This window comes from Streptacidiphilus sp. ASG 303, assembly GCF_020991365.1.
Lineage (GTDB): Bacteria > Actinomycetota > Actinomycetes > Streptomycetales > Streptomycetaceae > Peterkaempfera.
Genome location: NZ_JAJLRA010000022.1, coordinates 70,232 through 88,677, shown reverse-complemented (window position 1 = coordinate 88,677; position 18,446 = coordinate 70,232). Strand labels below are relative to the sequence as shown.

Here is an 18,446-nt window from a genome sequence, read left to right as displayed (position 1 = left end):
CATCGGCGCGCTCCCGCCCGGCATGCGGCTGCTGGAACAGGCTCCGCTGCACCTGCTGCTCCCCGGCTGCGACCTGGTGGTGCACCACGGCGGGGCCGGCTGCACCATGACCGCGCTCGCCGCCGGCGTCCCCCAGCTCGCGATCTCCAACGGACTGGACCAGCACGTCAACGCCCGCCGGGTCACGGCGGCCGGCGCCGGCGCCGACCTGCGCGGCCACCTGGCCGGCACCGACGCGATCCGGACCGCCGCCGCCGGGCTGCTTGGCTCGGCCGAGGCCCGCGCCTCGGCCGGGCGGCTGCGGGAGCAGATCGACCGGAACCCCTCGCCCGCCGAGCTGGCGGCCGCCCTGGAGCGGCTGGCCGCGGGCGCGGTCCCGAGCCACGGAGGCGGACGCTGATGCGCGTGATGTTCTGTGTCTCGGACTGGCCGGGGCACTGGTTCGCGATGGTGCCGACCGGGTGGGCCCTGCAGGCCGCCGGGCACGAGGTGCGGGTGGTGTGCGCGCCGTCCCAGGCGGCGCCGCTGACCCGCGCCGGGCTGACCCCGGTGCCGGTGCTGGACGGCTGGGACATGGCGCTCCAGGGCCGGCTGCAGAACTACCTCGACGCCCGGGACGGGCTGTGGCCCTTCGACCGGCTGCCGCCGCACCCCCTCACCGGGGAGCCGCTGGAGTCGCTGGCCGACTTCGACGCCGACCGCTGGTTCGCCGACTACCACCCGGAGCTGGTCCGCGCGGCCGGCCGCGGCGCGGACGCCGCGGTGGCGTTCGGCCGGGCCTGGCGGCCCGACCTGGTCCTGCACGACCAGCTCAGCCTGGAGGGGCCGCTCGTGGGCCGGGTGACCGGCGCGCCCTCGGTGCTCCACCTGTGGGGGCCGTTCGGTCCGTGCGACAGCGCGCCCGGCCTGATCCCGGTCCCGCTGGACTTCAGCGACGCCTTCCGGCGCCACGGCGTGGAGCCGCTCAGCGCCGAGGGCTACACCCGGGTGGTCGACCCGTGTCCGGCCGGGGTGGCCCCGCCGCTGCCCGCGGGCGAGCGGCTGCCGGTGCGGTTCGTCCCCTACAACGGCCCCGGGACGGTCCCGGACCCGGCACCGGTCCCGGACCACCCGGCCGCGGGCCGGTCCGGGCGGCCGCGGGTGTGCGTGGTCTGGGGCACCTCGGTCACGGCGATGTTCGGCCCGGCGTCGTTCGCGGTGCCCCGGGTGGTGGAGGCGCTGGCCGGGCTGGACGCGGAGGTGGTCCTCACCGTCACCGGGGCGGACCGCGAGCGGATCGGCGCGCTCCCGCCCGGCATGCGGCTGCTGGAACAGGCTCCGCTGCACCTGCTGCTCCCCGGCTGCGACCTGGTGGTGCACCACGGCGGGGCCGGCTGCACCATGACCGCGCTCGCCGCCGGCGTCCCCCAGCTGATCCTGCCCAACGGCCTGGACCAGCACGTCAACGCCGCCCGGGTGGCGGCCGCCGGGGCGGGCCTGAGCCGGCCGAACGCCGGGGCGGACGCGGGGGCCGTCCGGGCCGCCGCCGAGGAGCTGCTGGGCTCCGCGGCGGCCGCCGAGGCCGCACGGCTGCTCGTCCGGCAGGCCGGGGACCGGCCGCCGCCGGCAGCGCTGGCCGGCGTCCTGGAACGGCTGGCCGCCGAGGCGGCGGACCGGTGCGCACCCCTCCCCTGATCCGCGACTGCTCACGAGACCGGGAATCCATCAGATGCACATTGTGGGAAACGGCTTCCTCGCCCGCAGCCTGCGGCCGATCTCCGCGCGCCACGAGGACGCGGTGGTCCTCGCGGCCGGCGTGTCCTGGGCCGGCGGGACCTCCGACGCCGACTTCGCCCGGGAGGCCGAGCTGCTGCGCCGGACCGCGGAGCGCTGCCGCGCCGAGGGCCGGCGGCTGGTCTTCTTCTCCACCGCCTCCACCGGGATGTACGGGCGGTGCACCGGGCCCGGCCGGGAGGACGCGCCGGTCTCGCCCTGCACGCCGTACGGCCGCCACAAGCTGGCGCTGGAGCGGCAGCTGCGGGACTCCGGGGCCGACCACCTGGTGCTCCGGCTCGGGCACCTGGTCGGGCCGGGGCAGCCGGCCCACCAGCTGCTGCCCTCACTGGTGCGGCAGCTCCGCGAGGGCGTGGTCCGCATCCACCGGGGTGCCGCCCGGGACCTGATCGGCGTGGCCGACGCGGTCGCGGTGATCGACCGGCTGCTCGGCCAGGGCCTTCGCAGCGAGGTGGTCAACGTGGCGTCCGGGGCAGCCGTCCCGGTCGAGACGGTCGTGGACCACCTGGAGCGCGGTCTGCGGGTGCGCGCCCGGCGCGAGTACACCCCCTCCGGGGCGCAGCACGTCATCTCCACCGAGAAGCTGCTGGCGCTGGTCCCCGAGGTCGCCGGACTGGGCTTCGGCCCGGACTACTACCGGGGCGTGCTCGACGACTTCACGGCCCGGGAGTCCCGCGCCGCGGGGGCGCCGGCGGGCTGAGCGGGACAGCAGCAGGGGCCGCACCCGGGCGGGGTGCGGCCCCTGCTGCTGCCGTCGTCGGCGGCCGCCCGTCAGGCGGCCTCGCGGCGCTGCCGGCGGTACAGGGCGAGGCAGGCGCGGTAGTCGGCCAGCAGGCCGCGGTCCGCGGCCTCGGCGAGCGAGGGGGCCTGCTCGTCCTTGGCCGACAGCAGGGCGTCGCCGGTGAGCCCCAGGTGCCAGGGGAGGGCGAGTTCGGGGTCGAAGGGCTGGATCTCGAACTGGGTGCCCGGCACGAACTGGGTGGAGCACAGGTAGCTGATGCAGGCGTCGTCGGTCAGCGCCACGAAGCCGTGCGCCAGCCCCTCGGCCACGTAGACGGCGGTGCCCTCGCGGGCGTCCAGCAGCGTGGTGTCGTGGACGCCGAAGGCCGGCGAGCCCAGCCGCAGGTCGACCACGACGTCCAGCAGCGCCCCCCGCACGCAGGTGACGAACTTGGCCTGGCCGGGCGGGAGCAGCACCCCGTGGACGCCCCGCAGCGTGTTGCGCGCCGAGACCGAGTAGTTCACCTGGAGAGGCCGGAAGACGTGCCCGGTCTCCCGGGCGAGGTCGTCGTACTTGTACGACTCGTGGAAGCTGCCCCGGACGTCGGCCAGCAGCTGCGGCGTGACGCGGTACGCGTCGGGCACGGCCATCTCTGCGATCCCCATGAGCGCTGGACTGTAGGACGCCGCGCTCGAGGGCCGCTCGCGCCCCCGGCGGCGGTCCGGGTCGACCGGCCCTCGAGTGCGCCCGGCCACCATGCCGACTGGCCCGAGCCGATCGCGGCGAAACTGGAGGTGCGGAAGGTGTCGCAGAACGACCCGTTGGACGCCGGGCAGCCGGCGGTGCCGGCCGGCCTGCCGGTCGTGGTCCTGGGCGCCACCGGCTTCGTCGGCCGCCATGTGTGCCGGGCCTTCGCAGCCGCGGGGGCCCGGGTCGTGGGGGTGGCCAGGAACGCCCCGCCCTCCGGGGACGCCTTCCGGCCGGTCCTGCTCGACCTGGCCGAGGCGGGCCCCGGGCGGCTGGCGCGCCTGCTCGCGGACGAACGCGCCGAGGTGGTGGTGAACGCCGCCGGCGCGGTCTGGGGCGTGACCGAGGAGCAGCTGCGCGCGGGCAACGTCGAGCTGACCCGGCGGCTGGTCGACGCGGTGGCCGCCTCGGGGCGCCGCCCCCGCCTGGTCCACCTCGGCTCGGTGCACGAGTACGGACGGGTCGCCCCCCGCGTCGGCATCACCGAGGACCTCGTGCCGGACCCGGTCAACCCCTACGGGCGCTCCAAGCTGCTCGGCTCCCAGGCCGTGCTGGGCGCGGCCCGCGACGGGCTGGTGGACGCCGTGGTGCTGCGCGTCGTCAACGTCTACGGCCCCGACGCGCCCCGCGGCAGCCTGCTCGGCATGATCGCCTGCCATCTGGCGGCGGTCTCCCGGGCCCGCGCGGCCGGGCTGCCCGCCCCGGTCCTGCGGCTGTCCCCGCTGCGGGCCCACCGGGACTTCGTGGACGTCCGGGACGTCGCGGACGCCGTGGTCGCCGCGGCGCGCGCGGAGCTCGACGGCTCCGGGCCCGACGTCCGGCTGGTCAACATCGGCGGCGGGACGGCCCTGGACGTCCGGCGGCTGGTGGAGCGGCTGATCGAGCTCGGCGGCCTGGACGCCCGGGTGGTCGAGGAGCAGACCGGCGGGGGACAGCGCGGCGACGTCGAGTGGCAGCAGGTGGACATCTCCCGCGCCCGCCGCCTGCTCGGCTGGAGTCCGCGCCGCCCGATGGAGCAGTCGCTGCGGGACCTGCTGGCCACCGCCGGCTGAACGGCCGCGGCGGGCGCGCCGCCGCAGCGCCACGACGCCCCGGTCCGACCGCAGCGGCCCGACCGGCGGCCACGACGACCCGCAGCGCCCGGGCCGCGCTCCGGCGCGGCCCGGGCCGCCACCCCACCAGGCACGGAGGTCCTGATGACACCGCCCACCGCCCCCGCACGGCGGGACACCCCGCCCCGCGTCCTCTTCGCCACCTGGTCGGCGCCCTCGCACCTCTACCCGATGGTCCCGCTCGCCTGGGCGTGCCAGGGCGCCGGGTACGACGTCCGGGTGGCCGCACCGCCCCCGTGCGGCGAGTCGGTGGCCCGGGCGGGCCTGACCGCGGTGCCCGTCGGCCGCGAGGTCGCCGTCTCCCGGATGGCCTCCCAGCCCCGGCTGGCCGCCTGGCGCAGTCCGGGCGAGTGGCCCGCCGGCTGGTCCGCGCACCCGGAGCTGCTCGACGAGGAGCAGCGCGAGGTCGTCTCGGCGCTGAGGGACAAGCAGATCGCCGTCGCCGAGGCCATGGTGGACGACCTGGTGGCCTTCGGCCGGTGGTGGCGCCCGGACGTGGTCGTCCACGACTCGCTCTGCCTGGCCGGCCCGGTCGCCGCCGCCGTGCTGGGCGTCCCCGCGGCCGCCCACGTCGCGGGCTCCCCGGCGGTCATGCGCATCGAGTGCGGCGACCTGGCCGGCGACCCGCACCCGGACTACCTGCGGCTCTTCGAGCGCTTCGGCACGGCGCCGCGCCCCGACCCCCGGTACTGGATCGACCCCTGCCCGCCCGGCCTGCGGCTCCCCTTCCGGGGGGAGCGCACCCCGATGCGCTTCGTCCCCTACAACGGCCCCGGGGTGTCCCCGGAGTGGCTGACGCGGCCGGCGGAGCGCCCGCGGGTGTGCGTGACCGGCGGCGCGGCGGGCAGCAAGTACGGCGCCGGGGCGATCTCCGGCCTGTTCCGCGGGGTCCTGGAGGCGGTGGCGGGGCTGGGCGCCGAACCGGTGCTGGCGGTGACCCGGGCCCAGCGGGAGGCGCTGGGCGCGCTGCCGCCGGAGACCAGGGTGGTGGAGTCGCTGCCGTTCCGGATGCTCTTCCCGGCCTGCCGGGCGGTCGTCCACCACGGCGGGTCGGGGACCTCGCTGACCGCGCTCGCCGCGGGCCTGCCGCAGCTGGTGCTGCCCCAGGCGCCGGTCCTCGCCGAGCTGGCCAGGAGTGTCGAGGGGCAGGGCGCCGGGCTGGTCCTGGACGCCGCGGGGCAGCAGGACCCGGCGCTGCTCCGCGGCGCCGTGGCCGCCCTGCTGGACGACCCCGGCCCGGCGGACGGGGCGGCCCGGATCGGCCGGGAGATCGCGGGGATGCCCGCGCCGGCGTCGCTGGTCCCGCTGCTCGCGGACGGCTGACCGGGACCGCCGGCCGCCGCGGGCCGCGGGTCGAGTACGGCTCCAGCGCGCCGCGTCACGCTGGTGGCGACCTGTCGCGGACTGCCGTACCGGCCCCTGCCGCGCGGCACCTGCACCGAGCCGGCGAAGGAGAGAAGATGGCGGATCCTGCAATCCGTGTACGCGGACTGAGGAAGCAGTACGGCGGCACCGTCGCGGTGGCGTCGGTCGACCTGGACGTGGAACGGGGCGAGATCTTCGCCCTGCTCGGGCCGAACGGTGCGGGCAAGACCACCACCACCGAGATCCTGGAGGGCTTCCGCGACCGGGACGCGGGCGAGGCGGCGGTGCTGGGCGAGGACCCGGGCCGCGCCGGTTCGCGCTGGCGGGCCCGGATCGGGGTGGTGCTCCAGGAGTCCAAGGACCTGCCCGAGCTGACGGTCCGCGACATCGTGCACCACTTCGCCCTCTACTACCCGGACGCCAGGGACCCGGAGGAGGTCGTCGAGGCCGTCGGCCTGACCGCCAAGCAGCACATGCGCGCCGCGCAGCTCTCCGGCGGGCAGCGGCGGCGCCTCGACGTGGCCCTCGGCATCATCGGCCGTCCGGAGCTGCTCTTCCTGGACGAGCCCACCACCGGCTTCGACCCCGAGGTGCGGCGCCGGTTCTGGGAGCTGATCGCGGGGCTCCGGGCCGAGGGGACCACGATCCTGCTCACCACCCACTACCTCGACGAGGCGGAGGCGCTGGCCGACCGGGTCGGCGTGATCAGCGCGGGCCGGGTGGTGGAGGTGAGCACCCCCGAGCGGCTGGGCGGCCGGCACCTGGCGCCGGCCGAGATCCGCTGGGTCGGCCCCAACGGCCCGCAGCGGCTGCGCACGCCGGAGCCGACCCGGGCGCTGACCGAGCTCGCGTCCTCCTTCGAGGGCGAGATCCCCGAGCTGACCGTCACCCGGCCCTCGCTGGAGGACGTCTACCTGAGCATGATCGGAGAAGCCGTATGACCACGACCGTCCCTGTGCAGCACCGGTCCTCCGCCGAACCCGGGCCGCAGCCCGCGGACGTGCCCTGGCTCCGGATCGCCGGCGCCCGCGGCCGCCTGGAGATCCGGCAGTTCTTCCGGGAGAAGGGGCAGGTGATCCTGACCTTCTCGCTGCCCGTGGTGCTGCTGGTGCTGTTCAGCACGATCTTCAGCGGCTCGGTGGGCGCCTCCGGCCTGAAGGCCTCGCAGGTCTACGCCACCGGCATGCTGGCGACCGGCATCATGACGTCGAGCTTCCAGACGCTGGCGCTGCAGGTCGCCACCGAGCGGCGCAACGGCGCGCTCAAGCGGCTGCGGGCGACCCCCATGCCGCCGGTGGCCTACTTCGCGGGCAAGGTCGTGATGGTGCTGGTCTCCAGCCTGTGCCAGGCCGCGGTGCTGATCGCCCTCGGCGCGGCCTTCTTCGGCCTGCGGCTCTCCCACGACCCGGGGCACTGGCTGACCTTCCTGTGGATCTACGCCCTGGGGATCACCGCCTGCAGCCTGACCGGCCTCGCCTACAGCTCGCTGATCAAGGGGGACGGCGGCGGTCCGATCGTCATCCTGCCGCTGATGGTGCTGCAGTTCGTCTCGGGCGTGTTTGTCCCGTTCACCGAGCTGCCCGCCCGGATCCAGCAGATCAGCGCGTTCTTCCCGCTGAAGTGGCTGTGCCAGGGGATGCGCTCGGTGTTCCTGCCGGAGGGGTACCGGCGGCTGGAGCCGGCCGGGGGCTGGGAGCACGGCCGCACCGCGCTGGTGCTCGCCGCCTGGGTGGTGGCCGGGCTGCTGCTCTGCCTGCGCACCTTCAGCTGGAAGGGCCGCAACGACGGCTGAGCGGCGCCGACCCGGCGCAGACGGGCCGGGCACGGCGGGGAGGGGGTCCCCGCCGTGCCCGGCCCGTCGCGCCCGGAGGGCCGGCGGGTCACGGCGCGGGGGACAGCACCGCCTCGATCTCGACCTCCACCAGCCGCCCCGCGATCCCGCGGAGCGCGGTCACCCCGACGGCGGTCCGGTCCACCACGGCGGTGGCCCGGAAGCGCGGCTCCCCGGTCGGCGCCGGGTCCGCCGCCTCGACCGTGAGCACCTGGGGGGCGCTCACCCCGCGCACCGTCAGCTCGCCGGTGACGCGCCAGGAGTCGCCGTCCGGCTCCGCACTCCCCGCCGTGAAGGTGATCTCGGGGTGGCCCTCGGCGTCCAGTACGCCCCGGCCGCGGACCGCCCGGTCGCGCTGGGGGTTGCCGGTGGTGAAGCCGGCGGCCGCCATCCGCACCTCCAGCCGGACCGGCCGGCCCCCCGGGGCGCAGTCCAGGGTCCCCCCGGCCACCGGCAGCGTGCCGGCCACCCTGATGAAGCCGAGCTTCTTCAGCCGGAAGGCCACCCGGGTCCGCTGCACGTCCAGCGTCCACCGGCCGGTCAGCTGCTCGGGCCAGGCCGTCGCACCAGTGTCGGACATCATTCGGAAACCTCCTCGGTCGGCGGCGCCCGTCCTGCACAGGCACCCCGGGGCATGGTCGCCGCAGCCGCTCGAACCGGCCTCGAGCCCGCCCCCGCACGGCCCCCAGCCGGGTCGACCCGGACTCCAGCGCGGGCGGCCACAGTCCGGGGCGCCCCCGTCCGCGACCCGACCGCCTTTCGAGAGGACACGGCTGTGCGCGTGCTTGTGATGGCCTCCCCGGTACCGTCCCACCTGCTCCCCCTGCTGCCCCTGCTCACCGCCGCCCGGGAGGCGGGGCACGAGCTGCTGCTGGCCGCGCAGCCCGACCTGGCGGAGACCGCGCGGGCCGCCGGGCTGCCCCTGGTCGAGGTCGGCAGCGAGCAGCGGGAGATCCAGACCCGGCTGCGGGACCGCGCCGCCGGCGCCGAGGACGCCGACGGCAGCGGCGGCTCGCGGCGGGAGCCGCCCTGGGCGGCGCTGGCCCGCCGGTGGCAGGCCCGGGTGCTGGACGTCCTCGACCCCTCGCTCGCGGTGGCGCGGAGCTGGCGTCCGGACGTCGTCGTGGCCGATCCGCTGGACTACGCGTCGCTGGTCGCCGGGGGCCTCGTCGGCGTGCCCGTGGTCCACCACCGCTGGGGGGTCGACTCGCTCAGCACCGTGGGCTTCGACCGGGTGCGCGCCGCCCTGCGGGGGATCTGCGCCGACCGAGGGCTGCCCGGCGGGCTGCCCGGCCCCGACCTGGTGCTCGACCCCTGCCCGCCCGGCCTGCAGCACCCGGAGGCGGCGCCCGCGCGGCCGATCCGGTTCGTCGCGGACCGGTCGGGGACCGCCCCCGCCTGGGTGGCCGAGCGGACCGCGCCCCGCCGTGTCTGCGTCACCCTCGGCCTGCGCACCGTGGCGCTGGAGGGATCGGAGCTGCCGACCCGGCTCGCCACCGCGCTGGGCGCCCTGCCCGGGGTGGAGGTCGTGGTCACGGTGGAGCCGGGGCTGCGGGACGCCTTCGGGCCGCTCCCCCCGTCGGTCCGGCTGGTCGACCCGGCGCCGCTCGGCCACGTCCTCGGCAGCTGCGACGCGGTGGTCCACCACGGGGGCAGCGGCACCGGCCTGGCCGCCGTCGCCGAGGGGCTGCCGCAGCTGGTGGTCCCGCAGATCCCGTGGACCGCGGAGCACGGCGAGCGGATCGCCGCGTGCACGGCGGGCCTCACCCTCGCCGACGCGGACGCGCAGCGGGACCCGCGGCGCATCGCGGCGGCCGTCGGGGAGCTGCTCGCCGACCCCCGGTACGCCGAGGGGGCCGGGCGGCTGCGCGCCGAGCTGCACCGGATGCCGGCGCCGGCCGAGGCCGTGCGCGTCCTGGAGGACCTGGCGTCCGGGGGCGCGGGCACCGCCCGACCCCGTGTCGAGGCCGGTTCGAGCCGCGCCGCCCATAGTCGGGTCGGACGGAACGGGTGAGGGCCTCGTGGGGAACCCGGCCAAGGAGAGGGTGGAGATGAGCATTCACAAGGCGCTGGTGCTGGACGAGGTCCGGAAGTACCACCAGGAGGAGGAGGAGGACGGAAGGGAGTTCGTGCCGGGCGTCACCGAGATCTGGCCGTCCGGCGCGGTGCTGGACGAGGACGACCGGGTCGCCCTGGTGGAGGCGGCCCTGGAGATGCGGATCGCGGCCGGCGTGAGCTCCCGGCGGTTCGAGTCGGCCTTCGCCCGCCGGATGAAGCGGCGCAAGGCCCACCTGGCCAACTCCGGCTCCTCGGCCAACCTGCTGGCGATGTCGGCCCTCACCTCGCACCTGCTCCAGGACCGCCGGCTGCTGCCCGGCGACGAGGTGATCACCGTGGCCGCGGGGTTCCCGACCACCGTCAACCCCATCCTGCAGAACGGCCTGATCCCGGTCTTCGTCGACGTCGACCTGCGGACCTACAACACCACGGCCGCCCGCGTGGAGGCCGCGATCGGGCCGCGCACGCGCGCCATCATGATCGCCCACGCGCTGGGAAACCCCTTCGAGGTGGCCGAGATCGCTCAGCTGGCCGAGGACCACGACCTCTTCCTGATCGAGGACAACTGCGACGCGGTGGGCTCCACCTACCAGGGCCGGCTCACCGGAACCTTCGGCGACCTGACCACGGTCAGCTTCTACCCGGCGCACCACCTGACGATGGGTGAGGGCGGCTGCGTGCTCACCTCGAACCTCGCGCTGGCCCGGATCGTGGAGTCGCTGCGGGACTGGGGCCGGGACTGCTGGTGCGAGCCGGGCGAGAGCAACAAGTGCCTCAAGCGCTTCGACTACCAGATGGGCACGCTGCCGGCCGGCTACGACCACAAGTACATCTTCTCCCACGTCGGCTACAACCTGAAGGCGACCGACCTGCAGGCGGCGCTGGGCCTCACCCAGCTCACCAAACTGGACGCCTTCATCGACGCCCGGCGCCGCAACTGGACGCGGCTGCGCGAGGGCCTGGACGGCGTGCCGTGGCTGATCCTCCCCGAGGCGACCCCGGGCAGCGACCCGAGCTGGTTCGGCTTCGTCCTCACCGTCGACCCGCAGGCGCCGTTCGCCCGCGCCGAGCTGGTGGACTTCCTGGAGGGCCGGCGGATCGGCACCCGCCGGCTGTTCGCGGGCAACCTCACCCGGCACCCGGCCTACACCGACCAGCCGCACCGGGTCGTCGGCGACCTGGCCAACAGCGACATCGTCACCGACCAGACCTTCTGGGTCGGGGTCTACCCGGGGCTCACCGACGAGATGATCGACTACGTGATCGCCTCCGTCCGGGAGTTCGTCGGGGCCCGGGGCTGAGCGGCGGCGGCCGGAGGGGGACCGAGATGGAACTGGGGCTGAACGGACGCACCGTCCTCGTCACCGGCGCCACCGGCGGCATCGGCCGGGCGGTCGCGCGGGCCTTCGCGGGGGCCGGCGCCCGGGTGGCGGTGGCCTGCCGCAGCAACCTGGAGGCCGCCGCGGAGCTGGCGGCGGAGCTGGGCGGGGACCGGGACCGGGCCTTCGCGCTCACCTACGACCTGGAGGACCCGCGCTCGCCGGGCGCCGCGGTGGCGGAGGTGGAGCGGCGCTGGGGCGCCCTGGACGTCCTGGTCGCCAACGCGGTGCGCTGGGGCGTGCGGCGGGCCCCCGGCACCCGGTTCGAGGAGGTGCCGGAGGACGACTGGCTGCCGGTGGTCGAGGGCAACCTGGCCCCGGCCGTCCGCACCGTCCAGGCGGCGGTGGGCGGCATGCGGGCCCGGGGATGGGGGCGGATCGTCCTGGTCTCCTCGCACAACGCCCTCGGCGGCAACCGCGGCCAGGAGTTCTACGGCGCGGCCAAGGCCGGGCTGCACGGCCTGGCCCGGAGCCTGATGTGGGACCTGGCGGACGACGGGGTCCTGGTGAACATCGTCGCGCCCGGGCTCACCGTCACCGACCGGATGCTGCGGAAGCTGCCGGAGGCGGCCCGGGCCCGCGAGCTGGCGGCCACCCCCACCGGCCGGCTGAGCACCCCCGAGGACATCGCCCGCACCGTGCTGTTCCTGGGCTCGGCGGCCAACGGGAACATCACCGGCGAGACGCTCGCGGTGGCCGGCGGCCGCTGAGGCCGGCGGCCGCCCGTCCGCCGGGACCGCCCCGCCCGCCCGTCGTCGGGCACCCCAACCCCCCACCGACCAGGAGGTCAACGGCATGTCGTCTTCCCCACCCCGGCTCCGGCAGCGCGCGGACACCGAACTCGCCGACCGGTTCGCCCGGTCGGCCGCGGCGGACCGGGGGTCCTGGCTGCGGACCGAGGACTTCGCCGACTGGCTCGCAGGCCGGGGGCGGGCCAACAGGTTCGGGATCGAGCGCATCCCGTTCGCCGAGCTGGACGGATGGTCCTTCGAGGAGGGCACCGGCAACCTGGTCCACCGCAGCGGGCGCTTCTTCACCGTCGAGGGCCTGCACGTGACCACCGGCGCGGGCCCGTACCCCGAGTGGCACCAGCCGATCATCAAGCAGCCCGAGGTCGGCATCCTCGGCATCCTGGTCAAGGAGTTCGACGGGGTCCTGCACTTCCTCATGCAGGCCAAGATGGAGCCCGGCAACCCCAACCTGCTCCAGCTCTCGCCCACCGTGCAGGCCACCCGGAGCAACTACACCAAGGTCCACCGGGGCGCCGACGTCAAGTACATCCAGTACTTCACCGGCCCCGGCCGCGGCAGGGTCCTCGCCGACGTGCTGCAGTCCGAGCACGGGTCGTGGTTCCACCAGAAGAGCAACCGCAACATGATCGTCGAGGTGGAGGAGGACGTCCCGCTGGAGGACGACTTCTGCTGGCTGACCCTGGGCCAGCTGGGCCGGCTGCTGCACCGCGACAACGTGGTCAACATGGACTCCCGCACGGTCCTGTCCTGCATCCCGCTCGACGGCCCCGGGGAGGCCCTGCACAGCGACACCGAGCTGCTGTCCTGGTTCACCGGCCGGCGCTCCGCCCACGACGTGCACGCCGAGCGCGTGCCGCTCGCCGGGCTGCCCGGCTGGACCCGCGGCGAGTCCGCGATCAGCCACCACGAGGGCCGCTGGTTCGACGTGGTCGCGGTGCGCGTGGAGGCCGGGAACCGCGAGGTCACCGGCTGGACCCAGCCGCTGATCGAGCCCCGCGGCCGCGGCGTCGCGGCCTTCCTGGCCCGCCGCGTCGACGGGGTGCTCCACCTCCTGGCCCACGCCAAGGTCGAGGGCGGCTTCCTGGACACCGTGGAGCTCGCCCCCACCGTCCAGTGCACCCCCGGCAACCACGACGGCCTGGCCCCCGCCGACCGGCCGCCCTTCCTCGACCGGGTGCTCGCCGCCCGCCCCGGGCAGATCCGCTACGACACGGTGCACTCCGAGGAGGGCGGGCGGTTCCTCAACGCCGAGAGCCGCTACCTGGTGGTGGAGCTCGAGGACGGGGAGGACGTCGAGGTCCCCGACGACTACGCGTGGGTGACGCCGGCCCAGCTGTCGGCACTGCTGCGCCACGGCCACTACGTCAACGTGCAGGCCCGCACCCTGGTCGCCTGCCTCCACGCCCTGGGACAGGCCGCCCATGGCTGAACCCGCACTGCGCGTCGGCGTGCTGGGGGCCGCGGACATCGCCCGCCGCCGGGTGCTCCCCGCACTGGCGGCGGAGCCGGAGGCCGAGGTCGTCGCCGTGGCCAGCCGGAGCCTGGACCGCGCCGCGGCCCTGGCCGGACGGTTCGGCGGCCGGCCCGTCGAGGGCTACGACGCCCTGCTCGCGATGGACGCGGTGGACGCCGTGTACGTGCCGCTGCCCGTCGCGCTGCACGCGGAGTGGGTCGAGCGGGCCCTGCGCGCCGGCAAGCACGTGCTGTCGGAGAAGCCGCTCACCGGCGACCCGCTGGACACCGCCCGCCTGCTGCGCCTGGCCCGCGAGAACGGCCTGGTGCTGATGGAGAACGTGATGTTCGTCCACCACCAGCAGCACGGCGTGGTGCGCCGGCTGGTGGAGGACGGGGCGATCGGGGCCGTGCGGGCGTTCTCGGCGGCCTTCGCCATGCCCCCGCGCCCGGCCGGCGACATCCGCTACCGCCCGGAGCTCGGCGGCGGCGCGCTGCTGGACGTCGGGTACTACCCCGTGCGCGCCGCGCTGCACCTGCTCGGCGACGGGCTCCGGGTGGTCGGGGCCACGCTGGAGCGCCCGGCCGGCTCCGCCGTGGAGACCTCGGGCGCGGCGCTGCTGCGCACCCCGGACGGGGTCACCGTCCACCTGGTCTTCGGGATGGAGCACTCCTACCGGTCGGCGTACGAGCTGTGGGGCAGCGAGGGGCACATCCGGGTCGAACCGGCCTTCACCCCGCCCGCCGACCACCGCGCCGAGCTGCGGCTCCTGGGCCCCCACGGCCCGCGGGAACTGCTGCTCGGGGCCGACGACCAGGTGGCCGGCACGGTACGGGCCTTCGTCGCGGCCGTCCGGGCGGGCGCCGTGGACGAGTCCACCGAGGCGAGGTGCCTGCAGCAGGCACGGCTGCTCGACGAGATCCGCCGCCGGGCCGAGGACGACAGACAGCGCAGCGCATGGGGAGAGGACACCGCAGATGACCGTCATCGATGAACACCGGCCGCTGGCCGCGGTCGAACTCGACCTGGAGGCCGGGGACGCCGCCGAGGCGCCCTCCGGGGCCCCTGCCCCGCCGCTCCGCACCGCGGACCGGGTCCGGGAGCTGGCCGCACTCCGGGAGCGGGTGCTGGACGGACCGGGCCCCGCGGCGACGGACGCCCAGCACGCCAAGGGCAAGCTGACCGCCCGGGAGCGCATCGACCTGCTCTTCGACGAGGGGACCTTCACCGAGGTCGAGGGGTTCCGGCGGCACCGGGCCGTCGGCTTCGGACTGGAGGCCCGCCGCCCGCACACCGACGGGGTGGTGACCGGCTGGGGCCTGGTGGACGGCAGGCAGGTGTTCGTCTACGCCCACGACTTCAGGATCTTCGGCGGGGCCCTGGGCGAGGCGCACGCCCAGAAGATCCACAAGATCATGGACCTGGCGGAGACGACCGGCGCACCCGTCGTGGGGCTCTGCGACGGCGCCGGCGCGCGGATCCAGGAGGGGGTCACGGCGCTCGCCGGCTACGGCGGCATCTTCCAGCGCAACGTCCGCAACTCCGGGGTGATCCCGCAGATCAGCGTGATGCTCGGCCCGTGCGCGGGCGGCGCCGCCTACTCGCCCTCGCTCACCGACTTCGTCTTCATGGTCCGCGGCACCGCCCAGATGTTCATCACCGGGCCGGACGTGGTCCAGGCGGTCACCGGCGAGGTCATCAGCCACAACGGCCTGGGCGGCGCCGACGTCCACGCGGAGCTGTCCGGGGTCGCCTCCTTCGCCTACCCGGACGAGCGGAGCTGCCTGGAGGACGTCCGGCACCTGCTGTCCATGCTCCCCTCCAACAACCGGGAGCTGCCGCCCGCCGCGCCCGCCGACGACCCGGTCGACCGGCGCTGCGAGGCGCTCGCCGACCTGGTCCCGGCCGACCCGGGCCGCGCGTACGACATGCGGGCCGTCCTGGCGGAGGTCGTCGACCACGGCGAGTTCCTGGAGGTGCACGAGCGCTGGGCGCCCAACATCGTCTGCGCGCTCGCCCGGCTGGGCGGCCAGGTCGTCGGGATCGTCGCCAACCAGCCGGCCGTGCTGGCCGGGGTGCTCGACATCCGGGCCTCGGAGAAGGCGGCGCGCTTCGTCCAGATGTGCGACTCCTTCAACATCCCGCTGGTGACCCTGGTCGACGTGCCGGGCTTCCTCCCCGGTGTGGACCAGGAGCACGGCGGGGTCATCCGGCACGGCGCCAAGCTGCTGTACGCCTACTGCAACGCCACCGTGCCGCGGATCTCGCTGGTCGTCCGCAAGGCGTACGGCGGGGCGTACATCGTCATGGACTCCCGGTCGATCGGCGCGGACCTCTCCCTGGCCTGGCCGACCAACGAGATCGCGGTGATGGGCGCCGAGGGCGCGGCCAACGTGGTCTTCCGGCGGGAGATCGCCGCGGCCGAGGACCCGCAGGCCGCCCGGGCGCGGCTGATCACCCAGTACCGCGAGGAGCTGATGCACCCCTACCACGCCGCCGAGCGCGGACTGGTGGACGACGTGATCGACCCGGCCGACACCCGGGCCCGGCTGATCGGCGCGCTGGCGATGCTGAGGTCCAAGCACGCCCCGCTGCCGAGCCGCAAGCACGGGAACCAGCCGCAGTGAGCACCACGCCCCCGGTCCCGGCACCGGCTCCCGCCCTCGACCCGGCTCCGGTGATCCGCGTCGAACGGGGCAGCCCGGACACGGAGGAGCTCGCCGCCCTGACGGCGGTCCTGCTGGCCCGCGCCGCCCGCGCCGGGGCGGGCGCGGGTCCGGACCAGGGTGCGGAGGGCGCGCAGGGCGGCGGCCTGCGGATGGTGGCGGCCTGGCCCCGCGCCCACGATCCCCGCCCGCCCGCCGGCCGGTGGCCCGCGCGGCCGGCCCCCGCCTGGCGGCCGGTCCTGCCCGCTGCGTGACGGCCGCGCACGACGGGCCCGCCCGCGGCTCCGTCCGCCCCGCCACGAGCGGGAAGGGGCGCGTCCGGCCCCGTCCGGGAGCCTCGCCGGGCCCCTCCCCCGCCCCGCACGGCGGGACTCCGGGAAGCGCGGAGGGCACGGCAGGCACGGAGGGCGAGGGAGGGGCCTCCGGCGCAGGCCGGAGGCCCCTCCCGGGCAGGTCTCCGGACGACGGCGGCGAACGGGTCGGCCCGCAGGCCGGGCCCGGCCGGTCCAGCCGGCCCGGCCGGTCCAGCCGGCCCGGCGGTCACCGGTCGTGCTGCAGCGTGGCCCACAGGCCGTAGCCGTGCATGGCCTGGACGTCGCGTTCCATCTCCTCGCGGCTGCCGCTGGAGACGACGGCCCGGCCCTTGTGGTGCACGTCGAGCATGAGCTCGCGGGCCTTCTCCTTGGGGTAGCCGAAATAGGACTGGAAGACGTACACGACGTAGCTCATGAGGTTGACGGGGTCGTTGTGCACGATCGTCACCCAGGGGGTGTCGGGCTCCGGGACCGCGGCGGAGGCCGACTCCGACTCGGTGCGCTCGATCTCGACCGGCGCGACGCTCACGACTGCGTCCCCTTCGCTGCTTGCACGCGCACCCGCACTCGGGCGCGTCCCCACAGGGACCATGCTGCCATCCGGGCGCCCCCGTTGCGATCCCGGCCCTCGCCCGGGGCACGTCCGGCGCGGGTCCGGGGCGCGTCCGGCCCGCGACGGGGCGCTCATGGGGCGCTCCTCCCGCACTCCCCCGCACTCCCCGCACCCCCGCACGTCCGGCGCGCTCCCGGTGTGCCCGGGAACACCGCACCCCCTAAATCGTCAAAGTGACGCTAAGGGGGTAGCATCCCCGGTATGGACGTCACGGACGCATCCGGCGCCGACCGCGCCCCCGGCGCACCCTCCACGGCGCTGCTCACCGACCACTACGAGCTCACCATGCTGCAGGCCGCGCTCCGCAGCGGCGCCGCGCACCGGCGCTCGGTGTTCGAGGTCTTCACCCGCCGTCTGCCCGAGGGCCGCCGGTACGGCGTCGTCGCGGGCACCGGCAGGGTGCTCGACGCCGTGGAGTCCTTCCGGTTCGACGGCGCGCGGCTGGACTGGCTGTCGGACAACGGCGTGGTGGACGAGGCGACCCTGCGCTGGCTGGCCGACTACCGGTTCCGGGGCGACATCAGCGGCTACCCGGAGGGCGAGGTGTACTTCCCGGGGTCGCCGGTCCTCACCGTCGAGGGCAGCTTCGCCGAGGCGGTGGTGCTGGAGACGGTGGTGCTGTCGATCCTCAACCACGACTCGGCGGTGGCGGCCGCGGCCTCCCGGATGACGGCGGCGGCCGGGGACCGGCCGTGCGTCGAGATGGGGGCGCGCCGCACCCACGAGCGGTCCGCGACGGCGGCCGCCCGCGCCGCGTACGTGGCCGGGTTCGGCTCCACCTCCGACCTGGAGGCGGGCTTCCGGTACGGGATCCCCACGGTCGGGACCAGCGCGCACGCCTTCACGCTGCTGCACGACACCGAGCGGGACGCCTTCACCGCCCAGGTCGCCTCCATGGGCCGCGGCACGACGCTGCTCGTGGACACCTACGACCTGGAGGAGGCGGTGCGCACGGCCGTGGAGGTCGCCGGGCCGGAGCTGGGCGCGGTGCGGATCGACTCCGGCGACCTGCTGCTGCTCGCGCACCGGGTGCGCCGCCAACTGGACGAGCTGGGCGCGACGAAGACGCGGATCCTGGTCACCTCGGACCTGGACGAGTACGCGATCGCGGCCCTGGCGGCGGCGCCGGTGGACGCCTACGGGGTCGGGACCTCGCTGGTCACCGGCAGCGGGCACCCGACGTGCGCGATGGTCTACAAGCTGGTGGCGCGGGCGTCGGGGAACGGCCCGGACGCGCCGCTGGTGCCGGTGGCCAAGCGGTCGGCGGGCGGCAAGACGAGCCGCGGCGGGCGCAAGTGGGCGGCGCGGCGGCTGGACGCGGACGGCGTGGCCGAGGCCGAGGTGGTCGGCACCGGCCCGGTGCCGGCGGCGCTGGCGGACCGGCTGCTGCAGGTGCCGCTGGTGCGCGGCGGCGAGGTGGTCGGGCGGGAGCCGCTGGCCACCGCGCGGGCCCGGCACGCGGCGGCGCGGGCGGGGCTGCCGCTGTCGGCGACCCAGCTGTCGCGGGGCGAGCCGGTGCTGGTGACGGAGACGGCGGCGGCCCCGGGGGCGGGCACCGCAGGAGGGTGACGGCCGGGGCCGGCCGGAGGCCGGCGGGCAGGCCGGTCAGCGGGCCGGTCAGCGGGCCCGCCGGGGTCGCCCCGCGACGGCAGGGCCCGGCCC

The 18,446-nt window shown here is 76.2% G+C and carries 18 protein-coding genes; 15 read left to right on the top strand and 3 right to left on the bottom strand.

Features of this window, described 5'->3' with window-relative positions; all coding sequences use genetic code 11:
- From LO771_RS22865 to LO771_RS22855, 3 genes are all read left to right on the top strand, one after another.
- The coding region (locus tag LO771_RS22865) for a nucleotide disphospho-sugar-binding domain-containing protein (protein ID WP_304944854.1) at positions 1–400 on the top strand (400 nt) is incomplete at its 5' end.
- Between the two features lie 8 nt (positions 401–408).
- Positions 409–1,674: a nucleotide disphospho-sugar-binding domain-containing protein gene (locus LO771_RS22860; RefSeq protein WP_230745792.1), complete on the top strand. Its 1,266-nt coding sequence runs from the start codon at positions 409–411 to the stop codon at positions 1,672–1,674.
- 34 nt (positions 1,675–1,708) lie between these two features.
- Positions 1,709–2,473, top strand: coding sequence for an NAD(P)-dependent oxidoreductase (locus tag LO771_RS22855; protein WP_230745721.1), 765 nt, complete (start codon positions 1,709–1,711; stop codon positions 2,471–2,473).
- A 71-nt stretch (positions 2,474–2,544) separates the two neighbouring features.
- Here the strand turns inward: LO771_RS22855 and LO771_RS22850 are convergent, their stop codons facing one another.
- On the bottom strand, positions 2,545–3,159 hold the full coding sequence (locus tag LO771_RS22850) for a dTDP-4-dehydrorhamnose 3,5-epimerase family protein (RefSeq protein ID WP_230745719.1): 615 nt from the start codon (positions 3,157–3,159) through the stop codon (positions 2,545–2,547).
- 138 nt (positions 3,160–3,297) lie between these two features.
- On the opposite strand from LO771_RS22850, the gene LO771_RS22845 reads away from it, so the two are divergent.
- From LO771_RS22845 to LO771_RS22830, 4 genes are all read left to right on the top strand, one after another.
- Complete coding sequence (locus LO771_RS22845) at positions 3,298–4,293, top strand: NAD(P)-dependent oxidoreductase (protein ID WP_230745717.1); 996 nt, start codon at positions 3,298–3,300, stop codon at positions 4,291–4,293.
- A 144-nt stretch (positions 4,294–4,437) separates the two neighbouring features.
- Positions 4,438–5,676 (top strand): nucleotide disphospho-sugar-binding domain-containing protein, encoded by a 1,239-nt coding sequence (locus tag LO771_RS22840; protein ID WP_230745715.1) that lies wholly within the window; start codon positions 4,438–4,440, stop codon positions 5,674–5,676.
- Positions 5,677–5,813: 137 nt separating this feature from the next.
- Positions 5,814–6,659 carry an ABC transporter ATP-binding protein gene (locus tag LO771_RS22835; RefSeq protein ID WP_230745712.1) on the top strand — a complete coding sequence of 282 codons (846 nt, stop codon included), beginning with the start codon at positions 5,814–5,816 and terminating at the stop codon, positions 6,657–6,659.
- Entirely contained in the window at positions 6,656–7,510 is an 855-nt protein-coding gene (locus tag LO771_RS22830) for an ABC transporter permease (RefSeq protein WP_230745710.1), read from the top strand. Before LO771_RS22835 ends, LO771_RS22830 begins: the two co-directional genes overlap by 4 nt.
- 88 nt (positions 7,511–7,598) lie before the next feature.
- Here the strand turns inward: LO771_RS22830 and LO771_RS22825 are convergent, their stop codons facing one another.
- On the bottom strand, positions 7,599–8,132 hold the full coding sequence (locus LO771_RS22825; protein ID WP_230745708.1) for a YceI family protein: 534 nt from the start codon (positions 8,130–8,132) through the stop codon (positions 7,599–7,601).
- A gap of 192 nt (positions 8,133–8,324) precedes the next feature.
- On the opposite strand from LO771_RS22825, the gene LO771_RS22820 reads away from it, so the two are divergent.
- The 7 genes from LO771_RS22820 to LO771_RS22790 all read left to right on the top strand — a co-directional run bounded on the left by LO771_RS22820 (position 8,325) and on the right by LO771_RS22790 (position 16,111).
- A complete protein-coding gene (locus LO771_RS22820) occupies positions 8,325–9,563 on the top strand; it encodes a nucleotide disphospho-sugar-binding domain-containing protein (protein WP_230745706.1) in 1,239 nt (412 codons plus the stop codon).
- A 37-nt stretch (positions 9,564–9,600) separates the two neighbouring features.
- Positions 9,601–10,908: a lipopolysaccharide biosynthesis protein RfbH gene (gene rfbH / locus LO771_RS22815; RefSeq protein ID WP_230745704.1), complete on the top strand. Its 1,308-nt coding sequence runs from the start codon at positions 9,601–9,603 to the stop codon at positions 10,906–10,908.
- A 26-nt stretch (positions 10,909–10,934) separates the two neighbouring features.
- Positions 10,935–11,696: an SDR family NAD(P)-dependent oxidoreductase gene (locus LO771_RS22810; protein WP_230745702.1), complete on the top strand. Its 762-nt coding sequence runs from the start codon at positions 10,935–10,937 to the stop codon at positions 11,694–11,696.
- Between the two features lie 85 nt (positions 11,697–11,781).
- Positions 11,782–13,167, top strand: coding sequence for an NDP-hexose 2,3-dehydratase family protein (locus LO771_RS22805; RefSeq protein ID WP_230745698.1), 1,386 nt, complete (start codon positions 11,782–11,784; stop codon positions 13,165–13,167).
- The gene (locus LO771_RS22800; protein ID WP_230745696.1) at positions 13,160–14,185 is read left to right on the top strand and encodes a Gfo/Idh/MocA family protein; all 1,026 of its coding nucleotides are present in this window, start codon (positions 13,160–13,162) and stop codon (positions 14,183–14,185) included. Before LO771_RS22805 ends, LO771_RS22800 begins: the two co-directional genes overlap by 8 nt.
- Entirely contained in the window at positions 14,169–15,818 is a 1,650-nt protein-coding gene (locus LO771_RS22795) for an acyl-CoA carboxylase subunit beta (RefSeq protein ID WP_230745693.1), read from the top strand. The genes LO771_RS22800 and LO771_RS22795 overlap by 17 nt, the downstream gene beginning before the upstream one ends.
- Complete coding sequence (locus LO771_RS22790; RefSeq protein WP_230745691.1) at positions 15,815–16,111, top strand: acyl-CoA carboxylase epsilon subunit; 297 nt, start codon at positions 15,815–15,817, stop codon at positions 16,109–16,111. Before LO771_RS22795 ends, LO771_RS22790 begins: the two co-directional genes overlap by 4 nt.
- Positions 16,112–16,397: 286 nt before the next feature.
- On the opposite strand, the gene clpS is transcribed toward LO771_RS22790, so the two are convergent.
- Positions 16,398–16,763 carry an ATP-dependent Clp protease adapter ClpS gene (gene clpS, locus LO771_RS22785; RefSeq protein ID WP_230745689.1) on the bottom strand — a complete coding sequence of 122 codons (366 nt, stop codon included), beginning with the start codon at positions 16,761–16,763 and terminating at the stop codon, positions 16,398–16,400.
- Between the two features lie 222 nt (positions 16,764–16,985).
- On the opposite strand from clpS, the gene LO771_RS22780 reads away from it, so the two are divergent.
- Positions 16,986–18,353 carry a nicotinate phosphoribosyltransferase gene (locus LO771_RS22780; RefSeq protein WP_230745687.1) on the top strand — a complete coding sequence of 456 codons (1,368 nt, stop codon included), beginning with the start codon at positions 16,986–16,988 and terminating at the stop codon, positions 18,351–18,353.
- Positions 18,354–18,446: the final 93 nt, after the last annotated feature.